Genomic DNA, 21558 nt, shown 5'->3' with positions numbered 1-21558 from the left:
TCGCCATGTCGTTGCGCCGTCTCAATCCGCCCCTGAACCTGCTGCGTGCTTTTTCGACCGTGGTGCGCTTCGGCGGCGTCTCGCGCGCGGCCGAGGCGCTGCACCTCACGCAGGGCGCGGTGAGCAAGCAGGTGCAAGAACTGGAGCGCTGGATCGGCGCGCCGCTGTTCGAGCGCAGCCGCAAGCGCCTGGCGCTCACGCCCGCCGGCGAGCGCTACGAGAAGGCGGTGCGCGCGCTGCTCGCGCAGCTGGAGGCGGCCACGCTGGAACTCATTACCAGCGGCGACGGCGGCGGCGCGCTGCACCTGTCGACGCTGCCCACCTTCGGCGCCAAGTGGCTGATCCCGCGGCTGCCCGACTTCCAGCGGCTGCACCCGCAGATCACGCTGCATTTCGTGCCCTTCGTGCACGGCTACGACTTCGAGCGGCCCGAGCTGGACTGCGCCATTCTTTTCGGCGACGGCCACTGGCCCGGCGCGCGCTCGCACTACCTCGCGGGGCAGGACGTGGCGTTGATCGCGCCGCGCGCGGCGCAGGCCGAGGTGGTCATCCGCTCGCCGCAGGACGTGGCGCGCTGCACGCTGCTGCGCCACGTGACGGTGCCGCAGTCGTGGCTGCAGTGGAGCGAGGCGCACGGCGTGCGCGGGCTCGACCCGCTGGCAGGCCCGCAGTTCGACCAGTTCCAGACCATGATCCGCGCGGTGATGGTGGGCATGGGCGTGGCGCTGGTGCCGCGCTGCCTGGTGCAGGACGAAATTGCCTCCGGGCTGGTGGACGAGCCGCTGCCGGGCGGCGGCTACCGCGGCGACCGGGGCTACTGGTTCTGCTACCCCGAAGGGCGCGGCCAGCTGGCCACGCTCGACCACTTCCGCAGCTGGCTGCTCGCGGAGGTCGACCGGGGGGCGGACGCGCTCACTGTCGCGCCGGCCTGAGCCCGGCCCTTTTGTACTTTCCGGCGGCCCGCTACTCGGGCTTGGCGCCCGAGGCCTTCACCGCCGCGCCCCACACGCCGATCTCGCTCGCCACGAAGCGGTCGAACTCGGCCGGCGTCGTGGGCGCGGGCTCGGAGCCGCGCTCGCGAATTAAGCGCGCCATCTGCTCGCTCTTCAGGATGTCGGTCACCTCGTGGTTCAGGCGCTCGACGATGTCCGCCGGCGTGCCGCGCGGCGCCATCAGGCCGAGCCAGCCCACGGCCTCGAAGTTCTTCGTGCCGGCCACGCCGCTTTCGCGCACCGTGGGCACCTCGGGCAGCTGCGACGAGCGCATGGCCGACGTCACGGCCAGCGCCACCGCCTTGCCCGACTTGATGTGCGGCAGCGCGGCCGTCACCGAATCGATCATCAGCGGCACCTGGTTGCCCAGGAAGTCCGACTGCGCCGGGCCGCTGCCGCGGTACGGAATGTGGGTGATGAACACGTGCGCCGCCGCCTTGTACATCTCGCCCGACAGGTGCTGCGTGCCGCCGATGCCGGCGCTGGCGTAGCTGAGGCGGCCGGGCTCGGCCTTGGCGCGCGCGGTGAGGTCGGCCAGCGTGCGGATGCCGCTCTCGGGCGTGGCCAGGAACACCAGCGGCACCTTGGCGATCAGCGAGATGCCCACGAGGTCCTTGCGCGGGTCGAAGCCCGGCTTGGCGTAGAGCGTCTGGTTGACCGCCATCGCGCTGCCGGCCACCACCAGCGTGTAGCCGTCGGGCGCCGAGCGCACCACGAACTCGGTGCCGATGTTGCTGCCGGCGCCGGCCTTGTTGTCGATGATCACCGGCTGGCCCAGGCGCTTGCCGAGCTGCTCGGCCACCGCGCGGGCAAAGATGTCGGTGGCCTGCCCCGGCGGGAACGGCACCACCAGCTTCACCGGCTTGTCGGGCCAGGCGGCGGCCTGCGCCGCGCCGGTGCCCACAAGTGCCGCCAGTGCCACGGCCGCCACTGCGTTGAACTGCCTGCGCCGCATACTTAAAGCGCCGACAGGTGCTTGCCCACGATGCCCGCCAGTTCGAACATCGTCACCTGGTCCTTGCCGAACACGGGCTTCAGCTTGGCGTCGGCATTGATGGCGCGCTTGTTGGTCGCGTCCTGCAGGCCGTTGGCCTTGATGTAGTCCCACAGCTTCTTGATGACCTCGGTGCGCGCCACCGGTTCGGCGCCGATCACCGCGGCCAGCGAGTCGCTGGGCTTCAGGCCCGCGCCGGGCTTGCGCGGCGCGGCGGCCTTCTTCGCCGCGGGCGCCTTCTTGGCGGCCGGCGTCTTCTTCGCCGCCACCTTCTTCGCGGCGGCCGTCTTGGCCGCCGGCTTGCCGAAGGTCTTGCGCGGCGGGAACTTGCTGCCGCCTTCGCGCGGCGCGAACTCGAAGGTCACCTTGCCCTCTTCGGCGTTCCACGTCAGGAAGGCCTTGAAGGCGCGGCGCGTGCGCATGCTCACGAACTTGTCGAGCAGGTCGGTCTTGCCGGTGGCCAGCAGCTTTTCCATCTGCGCGCGTTCCACCGGCTGCTGCAGGATGATCTTGCCGGTCTTGAAGGTGCAGCTCGGCGTGGGCTGTGCATTGGTGGGCACCGACTTCTCGCAGACGTAGTTGCTGCCGTGCTCGAACACCGGCGCGCCGCACACCGGGCACGGGCCCACGGTGTCCTGCTCGCTGAAGTCGACGATCTCGCCGGTGTCGGCGTTCTTGTCGTCGCCGAAGTCGAACTCCAGCTTCCAGTTCTTCGATTCTTCCTCGTCGTACTTGAGGATGATCTCGGCGGTAAAGGGCCAGCCCGCCTTGGAGCGGAAGCCTTCCAGCGGGCCGATGTGCTTGTTGGCCAGCAGCGCCTCGGCCTCGGCCACCTCGAAGGTGCGCCCGGCTGGCGACTTGCCGAACGAGAAGCCGCAGGCGTCCTCACCGGTGCCGCTCTTGCCCACGCAGCCGTAGCGGCGGTAGTTTTCCTTCACGACGCCGCCGCAATTGGGGCATGGCGTCGCGAGCGTGGCGTAGTCGCCCGGCACGGTGTCGCGGTCGTACTCCTTGGCCTTCTTGACGATGTGCTCCGTCATGGCGGCGATCTCGCGCATGAAGGCGTCGCGGCTGAGCGCGCCCTTCTCCATCTGCGCGAGCTTGTACTCCCACTCGCCCGTGAGCTCGGCCTTGGAGAGTTCTTCCACGCCCAGCCCGCGCAGCAGCGTCATCAGCTGGAACGCCTTGGCCGTGGGAATGAGCTCGCGGCCTTCGCGCAGCATGTACTTCTCGGCGATCAGCCCTTCGATGGTGGCCGCTCGCGTGGCAGGCGTGCCCAGGCCCTTCTCCTGCATGGCCTCGCGCAGCTCGTCGTCATCGATGGTCTTGCCCGCGCCTTCCATGGCGCCGAGCAGCGTGGCTTCCGAGTAGCGCGCCGGCGGGCGCGTTTTCAGGCCCTTGATGTCGGCCGACTCGGTGTTCACGATCTCGCCCGGCTTCACCGGCACGAGGCGCTTGCCGTCCTTGTCGTCTTCCTTCTCGTCGTCCTGCGCTTCCTTGCCGTAGATGGCGAGCCAGCCCGGCTTCACCAGCACCTTGCCGTCGGTGCGGAACGGGTACTTCTTGCCGCCCTGCTCCACCGTGCTGATGCGCGTGGTCACCTGGTGCTCGGCGCTCGGGAAGAACACCGACAGAAAGCGGCGCACCACGAAGTCGTACAGCTTCTGTTCGGCGTCGCTCAGGCCGCTGGGCGCCTGCAGCGTGGGGATGATGGCGAAGTGATCCGACACCTTGGCGTTGTCGAAGATGCGCTTGTTGGGCTTCACGTAGTTGCCGTCGACCGCCTGCCGGGCGAACGGCGCCAGGTGCTTCATGCCGCTGTGGGCGAGCATGTCCATGGTCTGCTTGACCACCGGCAGGTAGTCTTCCGGCAGCGCGCGCGAATCGGTACGCGGGTAGGTCAGCGCCTTGTGGCGTTCGTACAGGCTCTGCGCCAGCGCCAGCGTGGTCTTGGCGCTGAAGCCGAAGCGGCCGTTGGCCTCGCGCTGCAGCGAGGTCAGGTCGAACAGCGCGGGCGAGGCCTGCGTGGTGGGCTTGCTTTCTTCGGTGACCGTGGCGGGCTTGCCGCGCGCGGCGTTGGCGATGGCCAGCGCGTCCTGTTCGTTCCACACGCGGTCGGCGCGCTGCTCGGGGTCGGGCTCGCCGTTGGCCTGCAGCGGGGCGTTGGCCTTCTTCCAGTCGGGGTTGAACCACTTGCCCGGGTACTCGCCGGCCTCGGCCGCAAAGCTGCCGTGCACTTCCCAGTAGTTGCGCGAGACGAACTTGCGGATCTGCTCCTCGCGCTCCACCACCACCGACAGCGTGGGCGTCTGCACGCGGCCCACGGTCGTGAGGAAGAAGCCGCCGTCGCGCGAATTGAAAGCCGTCATGGCGCGCGTGCCGTTGATGCCCACCAGCCAGTCAGCCTCGGAGCGCGAGCGCGCGGCGTCGGCCAGGCCCTGCATCTGCTTCTCGGTGCGCAGCGCGTCGAAGCCGTCGCGAATGGCCTGCGGCGTCATCGACTGCAGCCACAGCCGCTTGACCGGCTTGTTCAGCCCGGTCTTGCCGCCGGCGTACTGCTCGATCAGGCGAAAGATCAGCTCGCCCTCGCGGCCCGCGTCGCAGGCGTTGATGAGCTGGGTCACGTCCTTGCGCTTGGCCTGCTTGACCACCGCGTTCAGGCGCGTCTTGGTCTTGTCGACCGGCTTCAGGTCGAAGTGCGGCGGGATCACGGGGAGGTTGGCAAAGCTCCACTTGCCCCGCTTGACGTCGAACTCCTCGGGCGCCTGGATTTCGACCAGGTGACCGACGGCGCTGGTCACGACATAGCTGTCGTTCTCGAAATGCTCGTCATGTTTGTCGAATTTGCCGGCCACCGGCGTGAGGGCACGGACGATGTCCTGTGCCACCGACGGCTTTTCTGCGATTACCAACGTCTTTGTCATCTAAGGGCTCTCTATACTGTGCGGCTTCCCGCGTGCGCACGCGTACACGCGCATGTGTGCACATTCAAACTAACAGACTTCGGCGATGCCTTCCAAAACCCCCATTTCCGGCGGCCGCCGCATTCAAATGCGACGCTCCGATGTCCACGGCAACGGTGTCTTCGCCGTGCAGGACCTCGCCGAAGGCGAAACGCTGATCGAATACAAGGGCGAGGTCATCAACTGGAAGGAGGCGCTGCGCCGCCATCCGCACGACCCGGCCCAGCCTAACCACACCTTCTACTTTCACATCGATGACGGTCGTGTGATCGACGGCAACGTCAAGGGCAACGACGCACGCTGGATCAACCACTCGTGCGAACCGAACTGCGAAGCCGACGAAGTCGATGGGCGCGTTTATATCAAGGCGCTGCGCAATATCGCTGCAGGAGAAGAGCTCAACTACGACTACGGCCTGATCATCGACGAGCCGTACACGCCCAAGCTGCTGTCCGAATTTCCTTGCTGGTGCGGCTCCGAAGAGTGCCGCGGCACGCTGCTGACGCCCAAGGACGACGAGGACGAAGAGAAGAAGAAAAAGAAGAAGGAAAAGAAGGCCGAAAAGAAAAAGGCTGAAAAGAAGGAAGCCAGGAAGGCGAAGGAAAAGGCTGAGAAAAAAGCCGAAAAGAAGTCTGAAAAAAAGACCGATAAGAAAGCGGAAAAGAAGTCCGCCAGGAAGGACAAGTCCGCCGAGGACTGACACCATGAGCAGCACCTCGGCCGCCTGGTTCGAAGACCGGATCGCCGCATCCGTCGCCCCGCTGCTGCCCGGCTTCACGGTCGAGGCCGTGGCCGAAATCGATTCCACCAACACCGAGCTCATGCGCCGCGCGCGCGCCGGCCGCGCCGAGCCGGTGCTGCTGGTGGCCGAGCGCCAGACCGCGGGCCGCGGCCGCCTCGGACGCCCCTGGCAAAGCGCGCCGCGGCAGGAAGCCTCCGCCTCGCTCGTGTTCTCGCTCGGCCTGCCGCTGGCGCCTGCCGACTGGTCGGGCCTGTCGCTGGCCGTGGGCGTGGCGGTGGCCGAGAGCCTCGACCCCACTGGCGCGCACAAGGTCGGCCTCAAGTGGCCCAACGACGTGTGGGTTAACGACAGCAAGCTGGCCGGCATCCTCATCGAGACCGCGATGCCCTCCGCCGGGCGTGCCGACGCGGCGCGCTACCTGGTGATCGGCATCGGCCTGAACATCGGCGCGCGCGACGCCGACGGCATGCGCACGCCGCCGGCATGGCTGCGCCAATGGCGCCCGGACGCCCATGCGCCCGACGTGCTGGCCGAGCTGGCCGAGCCGCTGGTGCGCGCCGTGCGCGAGTTCGAAGCCCGCGGCTTCGGCCCGTTCGCCGAACGCTTTGCCGCGCGCGACGTGCTGCGCGGGCGCGAGGTGGTGCTCAGCGACGGCACCGCCGGCCTGTGCGAAGGCGTGGCCTGGGGCGGCGAGCTGCAGGTGCGCACCGACGCCGGCCTGCAGCTCATCTCCAGCGACGAAGTGAGCGTGCGCCCTCGCGGCATGGCTTTCTAGTCGCCATGAAGCTGCGCGTGTCGCTCGTCGTGCTGCTGCTGGCCAACGCGGCCTACTTCCTGTGGGCGCGCGGCGACCTGGCCGGCTTCGGCCTGGCGCCCGCGGGCCTCAACGAGCGCGAGCCGCAGCGCATGGCGCGGCAGATCCACCCCGAGTGGCTGCAGCTGCGCAAGGACGCCAAGCCCGCCTCGACGGCGCCCTGACCCCGCGCGATCAGGTTGGCGCCTCGCCCTCGAAGCGCACCGTGAACAACGCCCCCGGCGGGTGCTTGCCCGGATGCGCATCCTCCAGCTTCACCTGCGCGCGATGCTGGTTCGCAATTTCCCGCACGATCGGCAACCCCAGCCCCGAGCCGTCGGCCTCGTTGCCGAGCACGCGGTAGAACGGTTCGAACACGAGCTCGCGGTCGGTCTCGGCAATGCCGGGGCCGTTGTCTTCCACCTGCAGCAGCTGCACGTGGCCGAAGGGGTCGGCCAGCACGCGCACCGTGATCAGGCCCGGCCGCTCGGGCGTCGAGGGCGTGTAGTTGATCGCGTTGTCGACCAGGTTGCGCACCAGCTCCTTCAGCAGCGTGGCGTTGCCGTCGAACACCACGCCCGGCGCGCCGGCTTCGGCACCGTCGTAGCCCAGGTCGATGCGCTTTTCGATGGCGCGCGGCACGGCCTCGCGCACCACCTCGATGGTGAGCCGCGCCAGGTCGCAGGGCTGGTGGTGCGCGTTGGCGCTGTTGCCTTCGGCGCGCGCCAGTGACAGCAGCTGGTTGACGGTGTGCGTGGCGCGCTTGCTGGCCCGGCCGATCTGCTTGAGCGACTGTTTCAGCTCGTCGGCATTGGCGCCCTCGCGCTGCGCCAGGTCGGCCTGCATGCGCAGGCCTGCCAGCGGCGTCTTCAGCTGGTGCGCCGCGTCGGCCAGGAAGCGCTTCTGCGTGCCGATGGAGTCGTTGAGCTTGTCGAGCAACTCGTTCACCGACGACACCAGCGGCACCACTTCCAGCGGCACCGACGATTCGTCGAGCGGGCTCAGGTCGCCCGGGCGCCGCTCGCGAATGCGCGCCTCCACCACCGACAGCGGCTTGATGCCGCGCACCAGCGCCAGCCAGATCAGCAGCACCGCCAGCGGCAGGATCGCGAACTGCGGCAGCAGCACGCCCTTGATGATCTCGGCCGCCAGCACCGACTGCTTCTCGCGCGTCTCGGCCAGCTGCAGCAGCGTGGGCGGCACGTCGTCGGTGCCGCTGGCGATCCACATCGAGGCCACGCGCACCGGCTGGCCGTGCACGTCGCTGTTGTGCAGGAACACCTGGTTGGGCGGCAGCGGCTCGTCGAGGTTGGGTTGCGGAATGTCGTGCTCGCCGCTCAGCAGCGTGCCGTGGCCGTCGAGCAGCTGGTAGTACACGCGGCCCGCGTCGTCGGCCCGCAGGATCTCGCGCGCCGACTGCGACAGCACGAACTGCGTGTGCCCCTCCTTCACCGTGACCAGTTCGGCCAGCGCCTTTACGTTGTGCTCCAGCGCGCGGTCGAAGGGCGCGTTGGCAATGCCCTGCGCCACCAGCCAGGTCACGCCGATGCTCACCGGCACCAGCAGCAAGAGCGGCGTGAGCATCCAGTCGAGGATTTCGCCGAACAGGGAGCGCTGGGCGCGCTGGAACAGTTTCACTTGGCTCGCCCCCGGGCTGCACGCACGTCGTGTCGTTTCGCCAACCCCCTGCCGGGGGCGATGCCTGCGGCCCGGCGAAGCCGGTTCCGCGGCATTTCCCGCAGGTCAGGGTGCATCAGGGTTGGATCTTTTCGAGGCAGTACCCCAGCCCGCGCACCGTCGCGATGCGCACCGGGCCCTTCTCGATCTTCTTGCGCAGGCGGTGGATGTACACCTCGATGGCGTTCAGGCTCACCTCCTCGCCCCACTCGCACAGGCGGTCCACCAGCTGGTCCTTGCTCACCAGCCGGCCGGCGCGCTGCAGCAGCACCTCGAGCAGGCCCAGTTCGCGCGCCGACAGCTCGACCATCTTGCCGTCGATGGTGGCCACGCGCCCGCCCTGGTCGTACACCAGCGGGCCGTGGCGGATGGTGTTGCTGGTGGTGCCCATGCCGCGCCGCGTGAGGGCGCGCACGCGCGCTTCCAGCTCCTGCAGGCTGAAGGGCTTGGCCATGTAGTCGTCGGCGCCGTGGTCCAGGCCCTTCACACGCTCTTCCACGCTGTCGGCCGCCGTGAGCACCAGCACCGGCAGCTGCGAGCCGCGCGCGCGCAGGCGCTTCAGGATCTCGATGCCGTGCAGGCTGGGCAGCCCGAGGTCGAGGATCAGCAGGTCGAACTCGTCGTGCGTCATGAGCGCGGTGTCGGCCTGCGAGCCATTGGCCACATGGTCGACCGCCGCGCCCGAGGTGCGCAGGCTGCGCAGCAGGGCATCGGCCAGCACCTGGTCGTCTTCGGCAATCAGAATCCGCATGCGCCACCTCCGGCCTGTGTGGGTGCGCGGCGCCACGCCGGCACCGTTCACATTTGTCTCTTCGCCGGAGTCTAGCCCGCTGTATAGGCTTCCAGACCGATGGTTACCACGGTGGCGATGTCGTTGCCCACGCTGCTCCTGAACTCGCTTTCCGCCTGCGTCACCGCGCTGCGGAAGGCGTCCAGCCAGGCCAGCCCGTCGGCGGTGAAGAGCACGCGCCGCGCCCGCGCGTCCAGCGGGTCGGGCCCGCGCGTGACCAGGCCCCAGGCCTCGCACTGGTCCACCAGCGCGCCCATCGCCTGCTTGGTCATGCCGGCGCGCTCGGCCAGCTCGGTCAGGCGCGAGCCCTCGCGCGCCAGGTGCCGCGTGATGTGGATGTGCGCCGCGCTCACCTGCGCGCGCGCCGCCAGGTTCGACAGCGCCAGCGGCACGTCGACGTCGTGCGCCATCAGCTCCAGCACGCGCTCGTCGAAGCGGCGCATGGCGTGGCCCAGCAGGCGGCCCAGGTGGGTCTGGCGCCAGGCGTCGGGGTCGGCAGGAAAGGCGGAAATGGAGGCTTCGGACATGGCGCCAGATGGTAAAGCAAACTGACCAAAAAATGGGTTTACTCCAATCAACGAGCCCCTACACTACTGTTCAAGCATCCAGCCTGTGGTTAAAAGCAGATCGGATGAAACCTCACACAAACCGTTGATATTCAAGGAGTTTTCCACATGGACGCAGTTGTCAAGGGCGCAAGCATCTCGGTCGCCAACAGTGAAAAAGCCAAGGCCCTGCAGGCCGCGCTGGCCCAGATCGAAAAGCAGTTCGGCAAAGGCACGATCATGCGGCTCGGCGAAGGCGAAGCGCTCGAGGACATCCAGGTGGTCTCCACCGGCTCGCTGGGCCTGGACATCGCGCTGGGCGTCGGCGGCCTGCCGCGCGGCCGCGTGATCGAAATCTACGGCCCTGAATCGTCGGGCAAGACCACGCTCACGCTGCAGGTCATCGCCGCCATGCAGAAGCAGGCCGGCACCTGCGCCTTCGTCGACGCCGAGCACGCGCTCGACGTGCAATACGCCCAGAAGCTCGGCGTGAACCTGTCCGACCTGCTGATCAGCCAGCCCGACACCGGCGAGCAGGCGCTCGAAATCGTCGACTCGCTGGTGCGCTCGGGCGCCGTCGACCTGATCGTCATCGACTCGGTCGCCGCGCTCACGCCCAAGGCCGAAATCGAAGGCGAAATGGGCGACTCGCTGCCCGGCCTGCAGGCCCGCCTCATGAGCCAGGCCCTGCGCAAGCTCACCGCCACCATCAAGAAGACCAACTGCATGGTCATCTTCATCAACCAGATCCGCATGAAGATCGGCGTGATGTTCGGCTCGCCCGAAACCACCACCGGCGGCAACGCGCTGAAGTTCTACGCCTCGGTGCGCCTGGACATCCGCCGCATCGGCACCATCAAGAAGGGCGACGAGGCCATCGGCAACGAAACCAAGGTGAAGGTGGTGAAGAACAAGGTCAGCCCCCCGTTCAAGACGGCGGAGTTCGACATCCTGTTCGGCGAGGGCATCAGCCGCGAAGGCGAGGTGATCGACATGGGCGTGACCGCCAAGATCGTCGACAAGTCGGGTGCCTGGTACGCCTACAACGGCGAGAAGATCGGCCAGGGCCGCGACAACGCCCGCGAGTTCCTGCGCGAGAACCCCGAGCTGTCGCGCGAGATCGAGAACAAGGTGCGCGAGTCGCTGGGCATTCCGCTGCTGGCCGCAGACGCCGGCGCCACGCCCGAGAAGCCGCAGAAGGCGGCCAAGGCGGACAAGGCCGAGAAGGCAGACAAGGGTGAATAAGGGCGAATAAGGCCGAACAAGCCCCTGGCGCGGCGCCGCGATTGCACGCGGGCCGCGCGAGCAACCCCCGCATGGCATTCAACGCCCCGTCCCTCAAAGGCCGCGCCCTGCGCCTGCTGAGCCAGCGCGAGCATTCGCGCCTGGAGCTCGAACGCAAGCTCGCCCGGCATGAAGAAGAGCCCGGCACGCTGGCCAAGGCGCTCGACGAGCTGGCGGCCAAGGACTTCATCAGCGAGCCGCGCGTGGTGGCCTCGGTGCTCAACCAGCGCGCGGCCCGTTCGGGCGCGCTGCGGGTGAAGCAGGAGCTTCAGGCCAAGGGTATCGCGCCCGAAGCCATCGCCGAGGCGGTGGCCGGCCTGCAGGAGACGGAGGTCGAGCGCGCCACCGCCCTGTGGCGCCGCCGTTTCGAGGCGCCCCCCGCCGACGCCAAGGAGCGGGCGAAGCAGATGCGATTCCTGATGGCGCGCGGGTTCTCCGGCGCTGTCGTGTCCAAGGTCCTCAGGAGCAACTTCGATGAAACAGCAGACGAATGAAGACCTCAATCCGCGGTCGGTGCAGTCGGTGCAGTCGCGTGTCGTCACGCTGCGCGTGGCCTGCGAATGGCGCCGCGCCTACGCGTTCGCGGCCGACCCCAGGCGCCTGCCCGACTGGGCCAGCGGCCTCGCGAAGAGCTCACTGGTGCCGCACGGCGACCACTGGACCGTGCGCACGCCCGAGAGCGGCGACGCCCGCATGCGCTTCGCGCCGCGCAACGACTTCGGCGTGCTCGACCACTGGGTCGCCCCCGAAGGCGTGCCCGAGGTGTACCTGCCGTTTCGCGTGATCGGCGTCGGGCCCGATGCCTGCGAGCTGCAGTTCACGCTGCTGCGCCAGCCGCACATGGACGACGCGGCCTTCGAGCGCGACGCGCAGTGGATCGCGCGCGACCTGCTGGCGCTGCGCGCGCTGCTGGAGGCCTGAGCCCCGGGCAGCCCGCGCGCGGTTTTCAGCCGCGCACCACGATCGGCGCGAACTTGCGCCGCGCCTTCAGCTGGTCGGCGTCCCACTCGATGCCCAGCCCCGGCGTTTCGGGCGCCACCGCGTGGCCGCCCTCGATGCGCAAGCGGCTGGTCGTGAGGTCGTCGAGCTGCGGGATGTATTCGACCCAGCGCGCATTCGGCACCGCCGCGCACAGGCTCACGTGCAGCTCCATCAGGAAGTGCGGGCACATCGCGATGTTGTGCGCCTCGGCCAGGTGCGCAATCTTCAGCCACGGCGTGATGCCGCCCACGCGCGCCACGTCGGCCTGCACGATGGAACAGGCGCCCTGCTGGATGTATTCCGCGAACTGCGAGGGGTGGTACATCGACTCGCCCACCGCGATCGGCACGCTGGTGCTGGCCAGCAGCTGCGCATGGCCGCGCACGTGCTCGGCCGGCATCGGCTCCTCGAACCATGCGAGATCCAGCGGCGCGTACTGGCGCGCGCGGCGAATGGCCTCGGCCACGGTGAAGCTCTGGTTGGCGTCCACCATCAGCTCGAAGTCCGCGCCCACGGCCTCGCGCACGGCCGACAGGCGCGCGATGTCCTGCGCCACGTGCGGCTTGCCGACCTTGATCTTCGCGCCCAGGAATCCCTCGGCCTTCGCGGCCAGCGTCTGCTCCACCAGCTGCGCCGGCTCGATGTGCAGCCAGCCGCCCTCGGTCGTGTAGACCGGCACGCGCGGCTGCGCGCCGCCGGCCAGGCGCCACAGCGGCAGGCCCGCCGCGCGCGCGTTGCGGTCCCACAGCGCGGTGTCGACGGCCGCCAGCGCCAGGCTGGTGATGGCGCCCACCGCGGTGGCGTGCGTGTGGAAGAACAGGTCGCGCCAGATGGCCTCGTACTGCTGCGGGTCGCGCCCGATCAGGCGCGGCACCAGGTGGTCGTGCAGCAGCGCCACGATGGACGAGCCGCCCGTGCCGATGGTGTACGTGTAGCCCGTGCCCGACGAGCCGTCGTCGCAGCGCACGGTGACCATCACGGTCTCCTGCGTCACGAAGGACTGGATGGCGTCGGTGCGCCTGACCTTGGGCGCGATGTCGATCTGCGTGATCTCGACCTGGTCGATCTTTGCCATGAATGCCTTTTGCTGAGAGTGCCGACGGGCCGCCGACGGGCTGCCCAAGGCGGGCCGCGCCTCCTCCTCGGGAGGTGGCGAATTACACGAAGCGAAGCGGAGTGAAAAGCCGGGAGGCCGGCATTTCAGGCCCCGTTGCGGGTCACGTCGGCGGGCAGGTCGGCGCCGTGGAACTTCTTGTAGATGGTGTTCAGCTCGCCGCTTTTCAGCTGCGCCTTCACGAACTCGTCGAGCCTGGCCTTCAGCCGCGGCTCGTTCTTGCGCATGCCGATGGCCAGGAAGTTGACCTTCATGGTGAACTTGGGCTCCATCTGCTTGGCCGGGTTCTTCTCGTTGATGGTCTTCAGCAGCGGCGGCGCGGTCGCGAAGATGTCGGCCTGCCCGCTCACCACGGCGGTGATGGAGGTGGCGTCGTCGTCGAAGCGAATCACCTGCGCGCCGGCCGGCACTATCTTGGTCAGCTCCTGGTCGTTGGTGGTGCCGCGCGTGGCAATCACCTTCTTGCCGGCCAGGTCGGCCGGGCCGCTGATGGCCATGCCCTTCGGCGCGCCCACCACGGCCAGGATGGCGGCGTAGGGCACCGAGAAGTCGACCACCTTCTCGCGCTCCGGCGTCACCGACATGCTGGAGATGACGATGTCGGCCTTGTCGGTCTGCAGGAAGGGAATGCGGTTGGCGCCGGTGGTGGGAACGATCTCGAGCTCCAGGCCCAGGCTCTTGGCCAGCAGGCGCGCGGTTTCCACGTCGGAGCCGGTGGCGTTGAGCTTCTCGTCCTTCAGGCCGTAGGGCGGCACGGCGAGGTCGATGGCCACGCGGATCTTCTTGGCCGCGGTGATGGTGTCGAGCTGGTCGGCGTGCGCCGCGCCGGCAAAGCCCAGCGGCAGGGCCAGCGCAAGGGCCGAGAGCAGCGCGCCGCGGCGCTTGAACGAAAAGAGGGAAGTCATCGAAGGTCTCCTGGAGTTGTCTGTAGAAGAAAAAATCAAAGCCCGGTGCCGATGAACTGGCGCAGCTCGGGCGTCTGCGGGTGGCTCAGGATGCTGGCGTCGCCCTGCTCCCACACCAGGCCCTGGTGCATGTAGATGACCTTGTCGGCCACGCCGCGCGCGAAGGCCATCTCGTGCGTCACCAGAATCATGGTCATGCCTTCGGCCGCGAGCTTCTCCATCACCTTGAGCACCTCGCCGGTGAGCTGCGGGTCGAGCGCGGAGGTGACTTCGTCGAACAGCATCAGCTGCGGCTTCATGGCGAGCGAGCGCGCGATGGCCACGCGCTGCTGCTGGCCGCCGGAGAGCTGCTCGGGGTAGGCGCCGGCCTTCTCCGCCAGGCCCACGCGCTCGAGCACTTCCATGGCGATGGCGCCGGCCTCGGACGCGCTCATCTTCTTCACCGACTGCGGCGCGAGCGTGATGTTCTGCTTCACCGTGAGGTGCGGGAACAGGTTGTAGCTCTGGAACACGATGCCCACGTCCTTGCGCAGGTCGCGCAGGTTCAGCGCGGCGTCGTGCACCGCGTGGCCGCAGCACTGGATGGTGCCGCTGTCGATGGTTTCCAGCCGGTCGATGCAGCGCAGCGCCGTGCTCTTGCCCGAGCCGCTCTGGCCGATGATGGCCACCACCTGCCCGCGCGTGACCGAGAACGACACGCCCTTCAGCACATGCAGCTTGCCGAAGTGTTTGTGGACTTCGTTGAGTTCAACCACGGGCTGCATTGAGCTTCCTTTCAAGGGCGCGACTCCATCGCGAGAGCGGATAACAAAGAATGAAATACAGCAGCACCGCGCACCCGAAATACAGGAAGGGCTGGAACGTGGAGTTGTTCAGCACCTTGGCGTTGTAGGAAAGCTCGGCGTAGCCGACCACCAGCGAGGCGATCGACGTGTTCTTGATGATCTGCACCAGGAAGCCCACGGTGGGCGGCGTGGCGATGCGCAGCGCCTGCGGCAGGACCACGCGGCGCATGCGCTCCCAGCGCGTGAGCGCCAGGCACTCGGCCGCCTCCCACTGGCTGCGCGGCACCGACTGGATGCAGCCGCGCCAGATCTCGCCGAGGAAGGCGCTCGCGTAGATGGTGATGGCCAGCGCCGCCGCGACGATGGCGGGCACCGAGCCGATGCCCGCGATGTTGGGCCCGAAGAAGCACACGCCCATCAGCACCAGCAGCGGCGTGCCCTGGATGACCTGGATGTACCCCGCCGCCGCCACGCGCACCGCCTTGACCGGCGACACGCGCGCCAGCGCCACGGCCAGCCCGATGAGCCCGCCGCCGACGAACGCCAATGCCGAGAGCTGCACCGTGCCCCAGGCGCCCATCAGCAGGAAGCCGAGGTGATCGATGGGCATGAACGTCATGGCGCGGCCTTCTGTGCTGGGTTCATAGCGGCGTGCCCAGCTTGCGCCGGCGCGGGAAGATCACCATGCCCAGCAGCCAGAACCCCAGGCGCATGGCGTACGACAGCACCAGGTACACCACCCACAGCACGATGAAGATCTCGAAGTTGCGGAAGGTGTCCGACTGGATGCGGTTGGCCACGCCGAAGAGTTCTTCCGCGCCGATCGACGACATGATGCTGGAGGCCAGCATCAGCAGTACGAACTGGCTCGCCAGCGCCGGGTACACGCGCTCCACGGCGGGCCGCAAGATCACGTGCCAGAACACCTGCAGCTTCGACAGGCCCAGGCACTGCGCGGCCTCGAGCTGGCCCTTGTGGATCGACTCGATGCCCGCGCGGATGATCTCGCAGCTGTAGGCGCCGATGTTCACCACCAGCGCCAGCACGGCGCCCACCATGATCGGCATGGTCACGCCCGCGCTCGAGAGGCCGAAGATGAGAAAGTAGCTCTGGATCAGCAGCGGCGTGTTGCGAATGGCCTCCACGTAGCCGCCGGTGAGGTTGCGCAGCCAGCCGTGGCGGCTGTTGCGCCCCAGCGCGCAGAGCGTGCCGAGCGCGAAGCCCAGCAGCGTGGCAATGAAGGACAGCTGCACGGTGGTCCATGCGCCGTCGAGCAGCAGGGGCCACTGCGCGAGCACGGGCGCGAAGTCGAACTGGTAGTTCAAGAAGAGGGCTCCGGGAGTCCAGGAAAAGGAAGGCGGCAAGGGGGCGAAGGCGAGAGCACGCCGCTCACGCAGGGTGAGGAGAAGTGCGAGGCACCTGTGCGATGGGCAGGCACGAAGGCCCGATCGGTTCGAAGGCCTTGTAGGTCAGGATGAACTCGCGGTGCCCCAGCGCTTCCGATTTGCTCGCCGCGCCGTTGGCCACGGCGCGCACCGCGCCGAAGATTTCCTCGCCCACCTCCTGCAAGGTGCCGCGCCCTTCGAGGATGCGGCCGGCGTCGACGTCCATGTCCTCGCCCAGCTGCCGGTAGGTGTCGGGGTTGGCGCACACCTTGATCACCGGCGACACGGCGGAGCCCACCACCGAGCCGCGCCCCGTGGTGAACAGGATCACGTGCGCGCCGCAGGCAATGAGCTCCACGATTTCCGCGTTGTCGCTGATGTTCGGAAAGCCGAAGCGCGGCTCGCCGTCGGGTACCACGTCCAGCAGGTAGAGGCCCGGCTGGGAAGGCACGTCGCCGGGCTTCACGATGCCGTTGATGGGCGAGGCGCCGCTCTTGGCGTACGCGCCCAGCGACTTTTCCTCGATGGTCGAGAGACCGCCGTCGGCATTGCCCGGCGCGAAGCTGCCGTGGCCCATGGTGCTGTAGTAGCGCGCGGCCTTGTTCACGCATTCGACGATGGCCTCGCCCAGCTCGGGCGTGGCGGCGCGGCGCTGCATGTGGAACTCGCAGCCGATCAGCTCGCCGGTTTCCTCGAAGATGCAGCGCGCGTCCTGCTCGATCAGCAGGTCGAAGGCGCGGCCCACGGCCGGGTTGGCGGTGATGCCGCTGGTGCCGTCGGAGCCGCCGCAGATGGTGCCGACCACCAGCTCGTTCAGGTCCATGGGCACGCGCTGCTGCTGCGCGAGTTCGGCCAGCGCCCACTGCACCCATTCCGTGCCCTCGCGGATGGTGCTGCGCGTGCCGCCCTTCTGCTGGATGGTCAGCGTGTGCACCGGCCGGCCCGAGGCGGCCACGGCCTGCTCGAGCTTGCGCTTGTTCATGCTCTCGCAGCCCAGCGAGATGAGCAGCGCCGCGCCCACGTTGGGGTGCGTGGCAATCGCCTGCATCATGCGTTCGGCGTACTCGTTGGGATAGCAGCCGGGAAAGCCGACGAGGTGCACGTCCGATTCACCCTCCTTACCCTCCTCGCCCTCCTGCCGGCGAAAGTTGAGCGTGATCTCGCGCGCCACGTGGTGCGCGCACTCGACAAGGTAGGCCACGACCACCACGTTGCGGATGCCCTTGCGGCCGTCGGCGCGCGGGAAGCCGTGGATCTGGAGCGGGTTGGAGTTCATTCGAAGAGGGCGCCTCAGGCGTGGCCGACGAAGGTCTTGCCTTCGTCCAGCGTGTAGGTGGGCGTGTAGTCGCTGTCGAGGTTGTGCGTGTGGATGTGCGCGCCGGCCTCCACCGGCGTGCGCAGGCTGCCGATGACGGCGTCGTACTTCCGCACCTTCTGCCCGGCCGCGATGGCGTGCCGCGCGAGCTTGTGGCCCAGGCCGATGTCGGTGGCCAAGGTCACCGCGCCGCCTTCGAGGCGCACTTCGGTGCCGGCGGCCAGGTGGGTGCAGGCGACGAGGCAGTTGTCGGCCGGCGAGAGCAGCACCAGCCGGGTGTCGATGAGGGGCAGTGGCGACGTGTCGGACATCCGGCGCTCAGAACTTGCGGTACTTCAGGTAGGCCTCTTGCGGGTCGGTGCCCGCGAGGATGGCGCTGCGCACGAGGTTCTCGCGGCCCATCATGTGCTCGGCCTCGGTGATGACCGCGTCGGCCTGCGCCAGCGGAATGCAGATCACGCCGTCGGTGTCGGCCAGCAGCAGGTCGCCGGGGTTCACCGTGACATCGCCGATGCGCACCGGCACGTCCATGGCGTCGGGCAGCCAGTAGCCCACGATGTCGCGCGGCGTGAAGTAGCGGTGCCACACCTGGAAGCCCTGCTGCAGGATGAACTCGGCGTCGCGCACGCCGCCGTCGGCGATCACGCCCAGCACGCCCTTGCGCCCCAGCGTCTCGGCCGACAGCTCGCCCATGTGCGACACGGTGGAGTCGTTGGGCTGGATCACCGCGATGTGGCCGGGCTTGGCGCGCGAGAGAAAACCAGTCCACGCCATCAGCGTCTCGTGCGGATCGGCCGTCGGGTCGACGCGGCCGTTCACCGTGAAGGCCGGCCCGCACAGCTTCTGGCCGGCGATCAGCGGGCGCAGCGTGGGCGGCAGCGTGAAGTCGCGCAGGCCCGCCGCGCGCATCACGTCGTGAAGGATGCCGGCGTAGCAGGCTTGCAGTCGGGTGAGCAGGGCGGAATCGGAGGACATGGCGAACCTTGTTTTCTTAGATGAAACTAGTTTTCATGAAGAAGGTTAGCAGTCGAGTTCGAACCCGGACCTCGGGTTTGCGCGAATTCGAGGGTATCCACCAATGTGCACGCCTTTGATCGCGGGTTTTTGAGGGGGTGAGGGCGTTGGGCTGTGGCGTATATTTGATTTCATCAGTGAAATTTATATTTCACTCATGCGTCAAAACCATTCAATTTCACTCAAAGGGCACCCCCCATGACTTCTCGCGTTCAGGGAAAGAACATCCTCGTCACCGCCGCCGGCAAGGGCATCGGCCGCGCCAGTGCGCTGGCGCTGGCGCGCGAAGGCGGCACCGTGTGGGCCACCGACGTGGACGAGGCCGCCCTGGCCGAGCTTGCCGTGCTGGCCCGCGACGAGGGGCTGCCCGGCCTGAAGACCGCCACGCTCAACGTGCGCGACAGCGCCGCGCTGCAAGCTTTCGCGCAGACCGCGGGGCGGCTCGACGTGCTGTTCAACTGCGCGGGCTTCGTGCACAGCGGCAACATCCTGGCCTGCGAGGAGGCCGACTGGGACTTCAGCATGGACCTGAACGCCAAGTCGATGTACCGCACCATCCGCGCCTTCCTGCCGGCCATGCTGGAGCGCGGCGGCTCGATCATCAACATGGCCTCGGCCGCTTCCAGCGTGAAGGGCGTGCCGAACCGCTTCGTGTACGGCGCCTCGAAGGCGGCGGTGATCGGGCTGACCAAGGCGGTGGCGGCCGACTTCATCCAGCAGGGCGTGCGCTGCAACGCCATCTGCCCGGGCACGGTGGAGTCGCCTTCGTTGCGCGACCGTATCGCCGCGCAGGCCGAGCAGGCGGGTGCCGACGAGGCCACCGTGCGCGCCGCCTTCGTGGCGCGCCAGCCGCTGGGCCGCGTGGGCAAGCCGGAGGAAATCGCGGCGCTGGTCGTGTACCTGGCGTCCGACGAGTCGGCCTTCACCACCGGCGCGGTCCATATGATCGACGGTGGATGGTCGAACTGAGCAGGGAACAATGAAGCAAGCACCAGCGCCGGAACAACAGCAGGAACACGCGGAGGCCGAGGCCGCGCCGGAAGGCGAGGGCGCGCTGCGCTACGCCGCGCCCGCGCTGGAGAAGGGGCTGGACATCTTGGAGGCGCTGGCCGACAGCCCCGGCGGCTACACGCTCAACGAGCTGGCGCAGAAGGTGGGGCGCAAGGTCAGCGAGATCTTCCGCATGGCCGTGACCTTGCAGCGGCGCGGCTACGTGCAGGTCGACGACAACGACCGCTACACGCTCACGCTGCGCATGTTCGAGCTGGCGCACCGCCAGCAGCCGCTGAAAAGCCTGGTGAGCGCGGCGCTGCCGCTTTTGCGCGAACTGGCCAACCGGGCGCGCCAGTCGTGCCACCTGACCATGTACCAGGGCGGGCGCGTGGTGGTCATCGCGCAGGTCGAGAGCCCGGAGCGCTGGTCGTTCGGGCTCAAGGTGGGCGTGGTGATGGGGCTGACGGATACCTCATCGGGCCACGTGCTGCTGGCGTTTCGCGACGAGATCGACCGCGCCCGCATGTTGCGCGCCCACATCGGCGTGGAGGGCGAGCTCGACATGGATCCGGGCGAGCTGTTCGCCATTCTTCAGGAGGTGCGCGCCCGCGGCTACTCGGCCATGCCGAGCCAGCAGACGCGCGGCATCACCAACATCGCCTTCCCGGTGATGGGCGCGGCCGATCATGTGATCGCGTCGATCAACGTGCCGTACATCGAGCGCATCGACCAGAAGTCGGCGCCCGACGCGGTGCAGGTGCGCGGCATCGTGGGCAACATCGCCGCGCGGCTGTCGGCGCTGATGGGGGCCAGCGGGTACAACGACAACGAGTGAGGCGGTGGGTGCCTGGATGCCTGAGGGTGGGCGTCAGCCGGCTTCGGGCAACTCGGCGGCCGGTGAAGTCTCGGGATGGCGCGCCGTGAGGTCGCGAACGTTCTTCTGTACCGCCACCGCACCGAAGAGGCTCAGCAGGAAGGCCATGGCGTAGAAGCCCTTTTCGCTGTTGGCCAGCGTCGAATTGAACAGGCCGATGGTCAGGAGCCCGATGGCGAGCAGCAGCGATATCCAGCACAGCCCGTAGTAGATGCCCGTGACGGGCGTGCCCTCGAGCCGGTCGCGCACGCTCTTTTGTAATGACACGGCGGCAAAGAGCCCGTACATCAGGATGGTGAAGTAGTAGCCCTTTTCATTGAGTTGCATCGTGGCGTTCCAGAGCCCGATCAGGTAGACGACAGCGCCTGCCAGCAGTGCAGTCCAGGACGCCGCAATGAATGCGCCGGTGGGTTTTTGAAATGTGCGGTCCATTGAAATTCCTCCCTTTGTGTTTGTGAGGCGCGATTCTGGTGGGCCGGGCCGGTGGCATGATCCAACGCGTGCGTGCCATGCTGCATTTGTTCGCATTTGCCGAATATTTCAGCGTCAATGCGCGCCGATCCGCACCGATTCGCATGAAACGCGCGTCAAACCAAAGTGTTGTGCGGAATCAGATTAATAAATTAGTTGGAGGAATTTCGCATGCCCACAGGTCCCGACGGTCCCGCCGCCCAGCCATCCCTCGTTCGCACCGGCGCCAAGGCCGGCCTTGCGTTCGCCGGTTCGGTCATCAAGGGCGGCTTGCTCGGCGTGGTGCTGGGCGGCGGCGTTTTCTTCTTCTATCTGAGCCAGCTGAACGGGCCGGGCAATGTGGCGGCACGGGCCGGCGGAGCGGGCGCGATCATTGCGCTGATCACCACGCCGTCGGTGCTGGTGGCGCTGTTGCTGCTGCTGTTCGTGGTCGTCTACACGATGCTGGGCGTGGCCCAGGGCCGTGCCCGCGCCATGCAGCACCTGGTGGCGGCGCGCGGCGAAGCGGTGTCGCAGCGGCTGGCCGGCGCGATTGCCGGGCGCATCGAGGCGATGCCGCGCGCCCACGGCACGCTGCACCGGGCGGCCGACTGGCTGTCGGCCGATGCCTTGAGCAAGCAGCTCGCGCCCGTGCTGGGCGAGGGCAGGGCGGTGCGTTCGGTGGTGGGCTTTGTGCTCAACCGGCTGCCGCTGAGCGAAATGATGGCCGAGTGGCAGGAGAGCCGCGCCGCGCACGGAGAACCGCTCGTGTCACCGGGGGAAGGTCCGGTGCAAGACCCGGCGCTGCGCGCGCTGCTCACGCGCCGCATCAACGAGACCTTGCAGGAAATGGCGGAGCCGTCGCGCACGCCGCTGTACATCGCGCTGGGCGCGCACGCGGCGTTGCTGGGCGTGGGGCTCTGGCTCGTCAACTGAGCCAGGGGAGGGAAGCGAGGCGGGGC

The 21558-nt window shown here is 68.1% G+C and carries 24 protein-coding genes; 10 read left to right on the top strand and 14 right to left on the bottom strand.

Annotation, left to right across the window (positions count from 1 at the left end):
* The first annotated feature begins 5 nt into the window (after positions 1-5).
* A complete protein-coding gene (locus QTI51_RS30570) occupies positions 6-932 on the top strand; it encodes a LysR substrate-binding domain-containing protein (RefSeq protein ID WP_116910448.1) in 927 nt (308 codons plus the stop codon).
* 31 nt (positions 933-963) lie between these two features.
* On the opposite strand, the gene QTI51_RS30565 is transcribed toward QTI51_RS30570, so the two are convergent.
* Both QTI51_RS30565 and QTI51_RS30560 read right to left on the bottom strand, forming a co-directional pair.
* Positions 964-1947, bottom strand: coding sequence for a tripartite tricarboxylate transporter substrate binding protein (locus QTI51_RS30565; RefSeq protein ID WP_116910447.1), 984 nt, complete (start codon positions 1945-1947; stop codon positions 964-966).
* Positions 1948-1949: 2 nt separating this feature from the next.
* Positions 1950-4910, bottom strand: a complete 2961-nt coding sequence (locus tag QTI51_RS30560; RefSeq protein ID WP_116910446.1) for a DNA topoisomerase III — start codon at positions 4908-4910, stop codon at positions 1950-1952.
* A gap of 85 nt (positions 4911-4995) precedes the next feature.
* Between QTI51_RS30560 and QTI51_RS30555 the strand changes: the two genes are divergently transcribed.
* The 3 genes from QTI51_RS30555 to QTI51_RS30545 are packed head-to-tail and all read left to right on the top strand — an operon-like array spanning position 4996 to position 6669.
* A complete protein-coding gene (locus QTI51_RS30555) occupies positions 4996-5649 on the top strand; it encodes an SET domain-containing protein (RefSeq protein ID WP_116910445.1) in 654 nt (217 codons plus the stop codon).
* Positions 5650-5653: 4 nt separating this feature from the next.
* Positions 5654-6466 (top strand): biotin--[acetyl-CoA-carboxylase] ligase, encoded by an 813-nt coding sequence (locus QTI51_RS30550; RefSeq protein WP_116910444.1) that lies wholly within the window; start codon positions 5654-5656, stop codon positions 6464-6466.
* A gap of 5 nt (positions 6467-6471) precedes the next feature.
* The gene (locus tag QTI51_RS30545; protein ID WP_286517115.1) at positions 6472-6669 is read left to right on the top strand and encodes a sporulation protein; all 198 of its coding nucleotides are present in this window, start codon (positions 6472-6474) and stop codon (positions 6667-6669) included.
* Between the two features lie 10 nt (positions 6670-6679).
* Here the strand turns inward: QTI51_RS30545 and QTI51_RS30540 are convergent, their stop codons facing one another.
* The 3 genes from QTI51_RS30540 to QTI51_RS30530 form a co-directional block, all read right to left on the bottom strand.
* Positions 6680-8122: a sensor histidine kinase gene (locus QTI51_RS30540; RefSeq protein ID WP_116910442.1), complete on the bottom strand. Its 1443-nt coding sequence runs from the start codon at positions 8120-8122 to the stop codon at positions 6680-6682.
* Between the two features lie 115 nt (positions 8123-8237).
* Positions 8238-8912: a response regulator gene (locus tag QTI51_RS30535; RefSeq protein WP_116910441.1), complete on the bottom strand. Its 675-nt coding sequence runs from the start codon at positions 8910-8912 to the stop codon at positions 8238-8240.
* A gap of 71 nt (positions 8913-8983) precedes the next feature.
* Complete coding sequence (locus tag QTI51_RS30530) at positions 8984-9478, bottom strand: MarR family winged helix-turn-helix transcriptional regulator (RefSeq protein ID WP_116910440.1); 495 nt, start codon at positions 9476-9478, stop codon at positions 8984-8986.
* 147 nt (positions 9479-9625) lie between these two features.
* Between QTI51_RS30530 and recA the strand changes: the two genes are divergently transcribed.
* The 3 genes from recA to QTI51_RS30515 all read left to right on the top strand — a co-directional run bounded on the left by recA (position 9626) and on the right by QTI51_RS30515 (position 11701).
* Positions 9626-10741: a recombinase RecA gene (recA, locus tag QTI51_RS30525; RefSeq protein WP_116910439.1), complete on the top strand. Its 1116-nt coding sequence runs from the start codon at positions 9626-9628 to the stop codon at positions 10739-10741.
* 71 nt (positions 10742-10812) lie between these two features.
* The gene (gene recX, locus QTI51_RS30520) at positions 10813-11274 is read left to right on the top strand and encodes a recombination regulator RecX (protein WP_116910438.1); all 462 of its coding nucleotides are present in this window, start codon (positions 10813-10815) and stop codon (positions 11272-11274) included.
* Positions 11255-11701 carry an SRPBCC family protein gene (locus tag QTI51_RS30515; RefSeq protein ID WP_116910437.1) on the top strand — a complete coding sequence of 149 codons (447 nt, stop codon included), beginning with the start codon at positions 11255-11257 and terminating at the stop codon, positions 11699-11701. Before recX ends, QTI51_RS30515 begins: the two co-directional genes overlap by 20 nt.
* 25 nt (positions 11702-11726) lie before the next feature.
* Here QTI51_RS30515 and QTI51_RS30510 read toward each other — a convergent pair whose 3' ends face one another.
* The 8 genes from QTI51_RS30510 to QTI51_RS30475 form a co-directional block, all read right to left on the bottom strand.
* Positions 11727-12836, bottom strand: coding sequence for a mandelate racemase/muconate lactonizing enzyme family protein (locus QTI51_RS30510; protein ID WP_116910436.1), 1110 nt, complete (start codon positions 12834-12836; stop codon positions 11727-11729).
* A gap of 125 nt (positions 12837-12961) precedes the next feature.
* On the bottom strand, positions 12962-13780 hold the full coding sequence (locus tag QTI51_RS30505; RefSeq protein ID WP_116910435.1) for a transporter substrate-binding domain-containing protein: 819 nt from the start codon (positions 13778-13780) through the stop codon (positions 12962-12964).
* A gap of 35 nt (positions 13781-13815) precedes the next feature.
* Positions 13816-14544 carry an amino acid ABC transporter ATP-binding protein gene (locus tag QTI51_RS30500; RefSeq protein WP_116910434.1) on the bottom strand — a complete coding sequence of 243 codons (729 nt, stop codon included), beginning with the start codon at positions 14542-14544 and terminating at the stop codon, positions 13816-13818.
* On the bottom strand, positions 14528-15184 hold the full coding sequence (locus QTI51_RS30495) for an amino acid ABC transporter permease (protein ID WP_116910433.1): 657 nt from the start codon (positions 15182-15184) through the stop codon (positions 14528-14530). The genes QTI51_RS30500 and QTI51_RS30495 overlap by 17 nt, the downstream gene beginning before the upstream one ends.
* Before the next feature lie 22 nt (positions 15185-15206).
* Positions 15207-15890, bottom strand: a complete 684-nt coding sequence (locus QTI51_RS30490; protein ID WP_116910432.1) for an amino acid ABC transporter permease — start codon at positions 15888-15890, stop codon at positions 15207-15209.
* Positions 15891-15954: 64 nt separating this feature from the next.
* Positions 15955-17226: a UxaA family hydrolase gene (locus tag QTI51_RS30485; RefSeq protein ID WP_116910431.1), complete on the bottom strand. Its 1272-nt coding sequence runs from the start codon at positions 17224-17226 to the stop codon at positions 15955-15957.
* Positions 17227-17240: 14 nt separating this feature from the next.
* Positions 17241-17576 (bottom strand): UxaA family hydrolase, encoded by a 336-nt coding sequence (locus QTI51_RS30480; protein WP_116910430.1) that lies wholly within the window; start codon positions 17574-17576, stop codon positions 17241-17243.
* Positions 17577-17583: 7 nt separating this feature from the next.
* Positions 17584-18240, bottom strand: a complete 657-nt coding sequence (locus tag QTI51_RS30475) for an RraA family protein (RefSeq protein ID WP_116910429.1) — start codon at positions 18238-18240, stop codon at positions 17584-17586.
* Between the two features lie 237 nt (positions 18241-18477).
* Between QTI51_RS30475 and QTI51_RS30470 the strand changes: the two genes are divergently transcribed.
* Together QTI51_RS30470 and QTI51_RS30465 are read left to right on the top strand one after the other, a co-directional pair.
* Positions 18478-19248 carry an SDR family oxidoreductase gene (locus tag QTI51_RS30470; RefSeq protein WP_116910428.1) on the top strand — a complete coding sequence of 257 codons (771 nt, stop codon included), beginning with the start codon at positions 18478-18480 and terminating at the stop codon, positions 19246-19248.
* Positions 19249-19258: 10 nt separating this feature from the next.
* Complete coding sequence (locus QTI51_RS30465) at positions 19259-20107, top strand: IclR family transcriptional regulator (RefSeq protein ID WP_116910427.1); 849 nt, start codon at positions 19259-19261, stop codon at positions 20105-20107.
* Positions 20108-20140: 33 nt separating this feature from the next.
* On the opposite strand, the gene yiaA is transcribed toward QTI51_RS30465, so the two are convergent.
* Positions 20141-20578: an inner membrane protein YiaA gene (yiaA, locus tag QTI51_RS30460; RefSeq protein WP_286517113.1), complete on the bottom strand. Its 438-nt coding sequence runs from the start codon at positions 20576-20578 to the stop codon at positions 20141-20143.
* Positions 20579-20788: 210 nt separating this feature from the next.
* Between yiaA and QTI51_RS30455 the strand changes: the two genes are divergently transcribed.
* Positions 20789-21532 carry a hypothetical protein gene (locus QTI51_RS30455; protein ID WP_116910425.1) on the top strand — a complete coding sequence of 248 codons (744 nt, stop codon included), beginning with the start codon at positions 20789-20791 and terminating at the stop codon, positions 21530-21532.
* Positions 21533-21558: the final 26 nt, after the last annotated feature.

Origin of the sequence: Variovorax sp. J22G73, from assembly GCF_030317035.1 — a bacterium.
In the GTDB taxonomy this organism is placed as follows: Bacteria; Pseudomonadota; Gammaproteobacteria; order Burkholderiales; family Burkholderiaceae_C; genus Variovorax.
The sequence above is the reverse complement of the archived record's forward strand: the minus strand, read 5'-3'. Positions and strand labels throughout refer to the sequence as shown.

Excerpts from the sequence above, each read along its gene's own strand:
- QTI51_RS30570 (WP_116910448.1), top strand. The coding sequence starts at position 6 with ATGTCGTTGCGCCGTCTCAATCCGCCCCTGAACCTGCTGCGTGCTTTT.
- QTI51_RS30565 (WP_116910447.1), bottom strand. The coding sequence starts at position 1,947 with ATGCGGCGCAGGCAGTTCAACGCAGTGGCGGCCGTGGCACTGGCGGCA.
- QTI51_RS30560 (WP_116910446.1), bottom strand. The coding sequence starts at position 4,910 with ATGACAAAGACGTTGGTAATCGCAGAAAAGCCGTCGGTGGCACAGGAC.
- QTI51_RS30555 (WP_116910445.1), top strand. The coding sequence starts at position 4,996 with ATGCCTTCCAAAACCCCCATTTCCGGCGGCCGCCGCATTCAAATGCGA.
- QTI51_RS30550 (WP_116910444.1), top strand. The coding sequence starts at position 5,654 with ATGAGCAGCACCTCGGCCGCCTGGTTCGAAGACCGGATCGCCGCATCC.
- QTI51_RS30545 (WP_286517115.1), top strand. The coding sequence starts at position 6,472 with ATGAAGCTGCGCGTGTCGCTCGTCGTGCTGCTGCTGGCCAACGCGGCC.
- QTI51_RS30535 (WP_116910441.1), bottom strand. The coding sequence starts at position 8,912 with ATGCGGATTCTGATTGCCGAAGACGACCAGGTGCTGGCCGATGCCCTG.
- QTI51_RS30530 (WP_116910440.1), bottom strand. The coding sequence starts at position 9,478 with ATGTCCGAAGCCTCCATTTCCGCCTTTCCTGCCGACCCCGACGCCTGG.
- recA (WP_116910439.1), top strand. The coding sequence starts at position 9,626 with ATGGACGCAGTTGTCAAGGGCGCAAGCATCTCGGTCGCCAACAGTGAA.
- recX (WP_116910438.1), top strand. The coding sequence starts at position 10,813 with ATGGCATTCAACGCCCCGTCCCTCAAAGGCCGCGCCCTGCGCCTGCTG.
- QTI51_RS30515 (WP_116910437.1), top strand. The coding sequence starts at position 11,255 with ATGAAACAGCAGACGAATGAAGACCTCAATCCGCGGTCGGTGCAGTCG.
- QTI51_RS30510 (WP_116910436.1), bottom strand. The coding sequence starts at position 12,836 with ATGGCAAAGATCGACCAGGTCGAGATCACGCAGATCGACATCGCGCCC.
- QTI51_RS30505 (WP_116910435.1), bottom strand. The coding sequence starts at position 13,780 with ATGACTTCCCTCTTTTCGTTCAAGCGCCGCGGCGCGCTGCTCTCGGCC.
- QTI51_RS30500 (WP_116910434.1), bottom strand. The coding sequence starts at position 14,544 with ATGCAGCCCGTGGTTGAACTCAACGAAGTCCACAAACACTTCGGCAAG.
- QTI51_RS30495 (WP_116910433.1), bottom strand. The coding sequence starts at position 15,184 with ATGACGTTCATGCCCATCGATCACCTCGGCTTCCTGCTGATGGGCGCC.
- QTI51_RS30485 (WP_116910431.1), bottom strand. The coding sequence starts at position 17,226 with ATGAACTCCAACCCGCTCCAGATCCACGGCTTCCCGCGCGCCGACGGC.
- QTI51_RS30480 (WP_116910430.1), bottom strand. The coding sequence starts at position 17,576 with ATGTCCGACACGTCGCCACTGCCCCTCATCGACACCCGGCTGGTGCTG.
- QTI51_RS30475 (WP_116910429.1), bottom strand. The coding sequence starts at position 18,240 with ATGTCCTCCGATTCCGCCCTGCTCACCCGACTGCAAGCCTGCTACGCC.
- QTI51_RS30470 (WP_116910428.1), top strand. The coding sequence starts at position 18,478 with ATGACTTCTCGCGTTCAGGGAAAGAACATCCTCGTCACCGCCGCCGGC.
- QTI51_RS30465 (WP_116910427.1), top strand. The coding sequence starts at position 19,259 with ATGAAGCAAGCACCAGCGCCGGAACAACAGCAGGAACACGCGGAGGCC.
- yiaA (WP_286517113.1), bottom strand. The coding sequence starts at position 20,578 with ATGGACCGCACATTTCAAAAACCCACCGGCGCATTCATTGCGGCGTCC.
- QTI51_RS30455 (WP_116910425.1), top strand. The coding sequence starts at position 20,789 with ATGCCCACAGGTCCCGACGGTCCCGCCGCCCAGCCATCCCTCGTTCGC.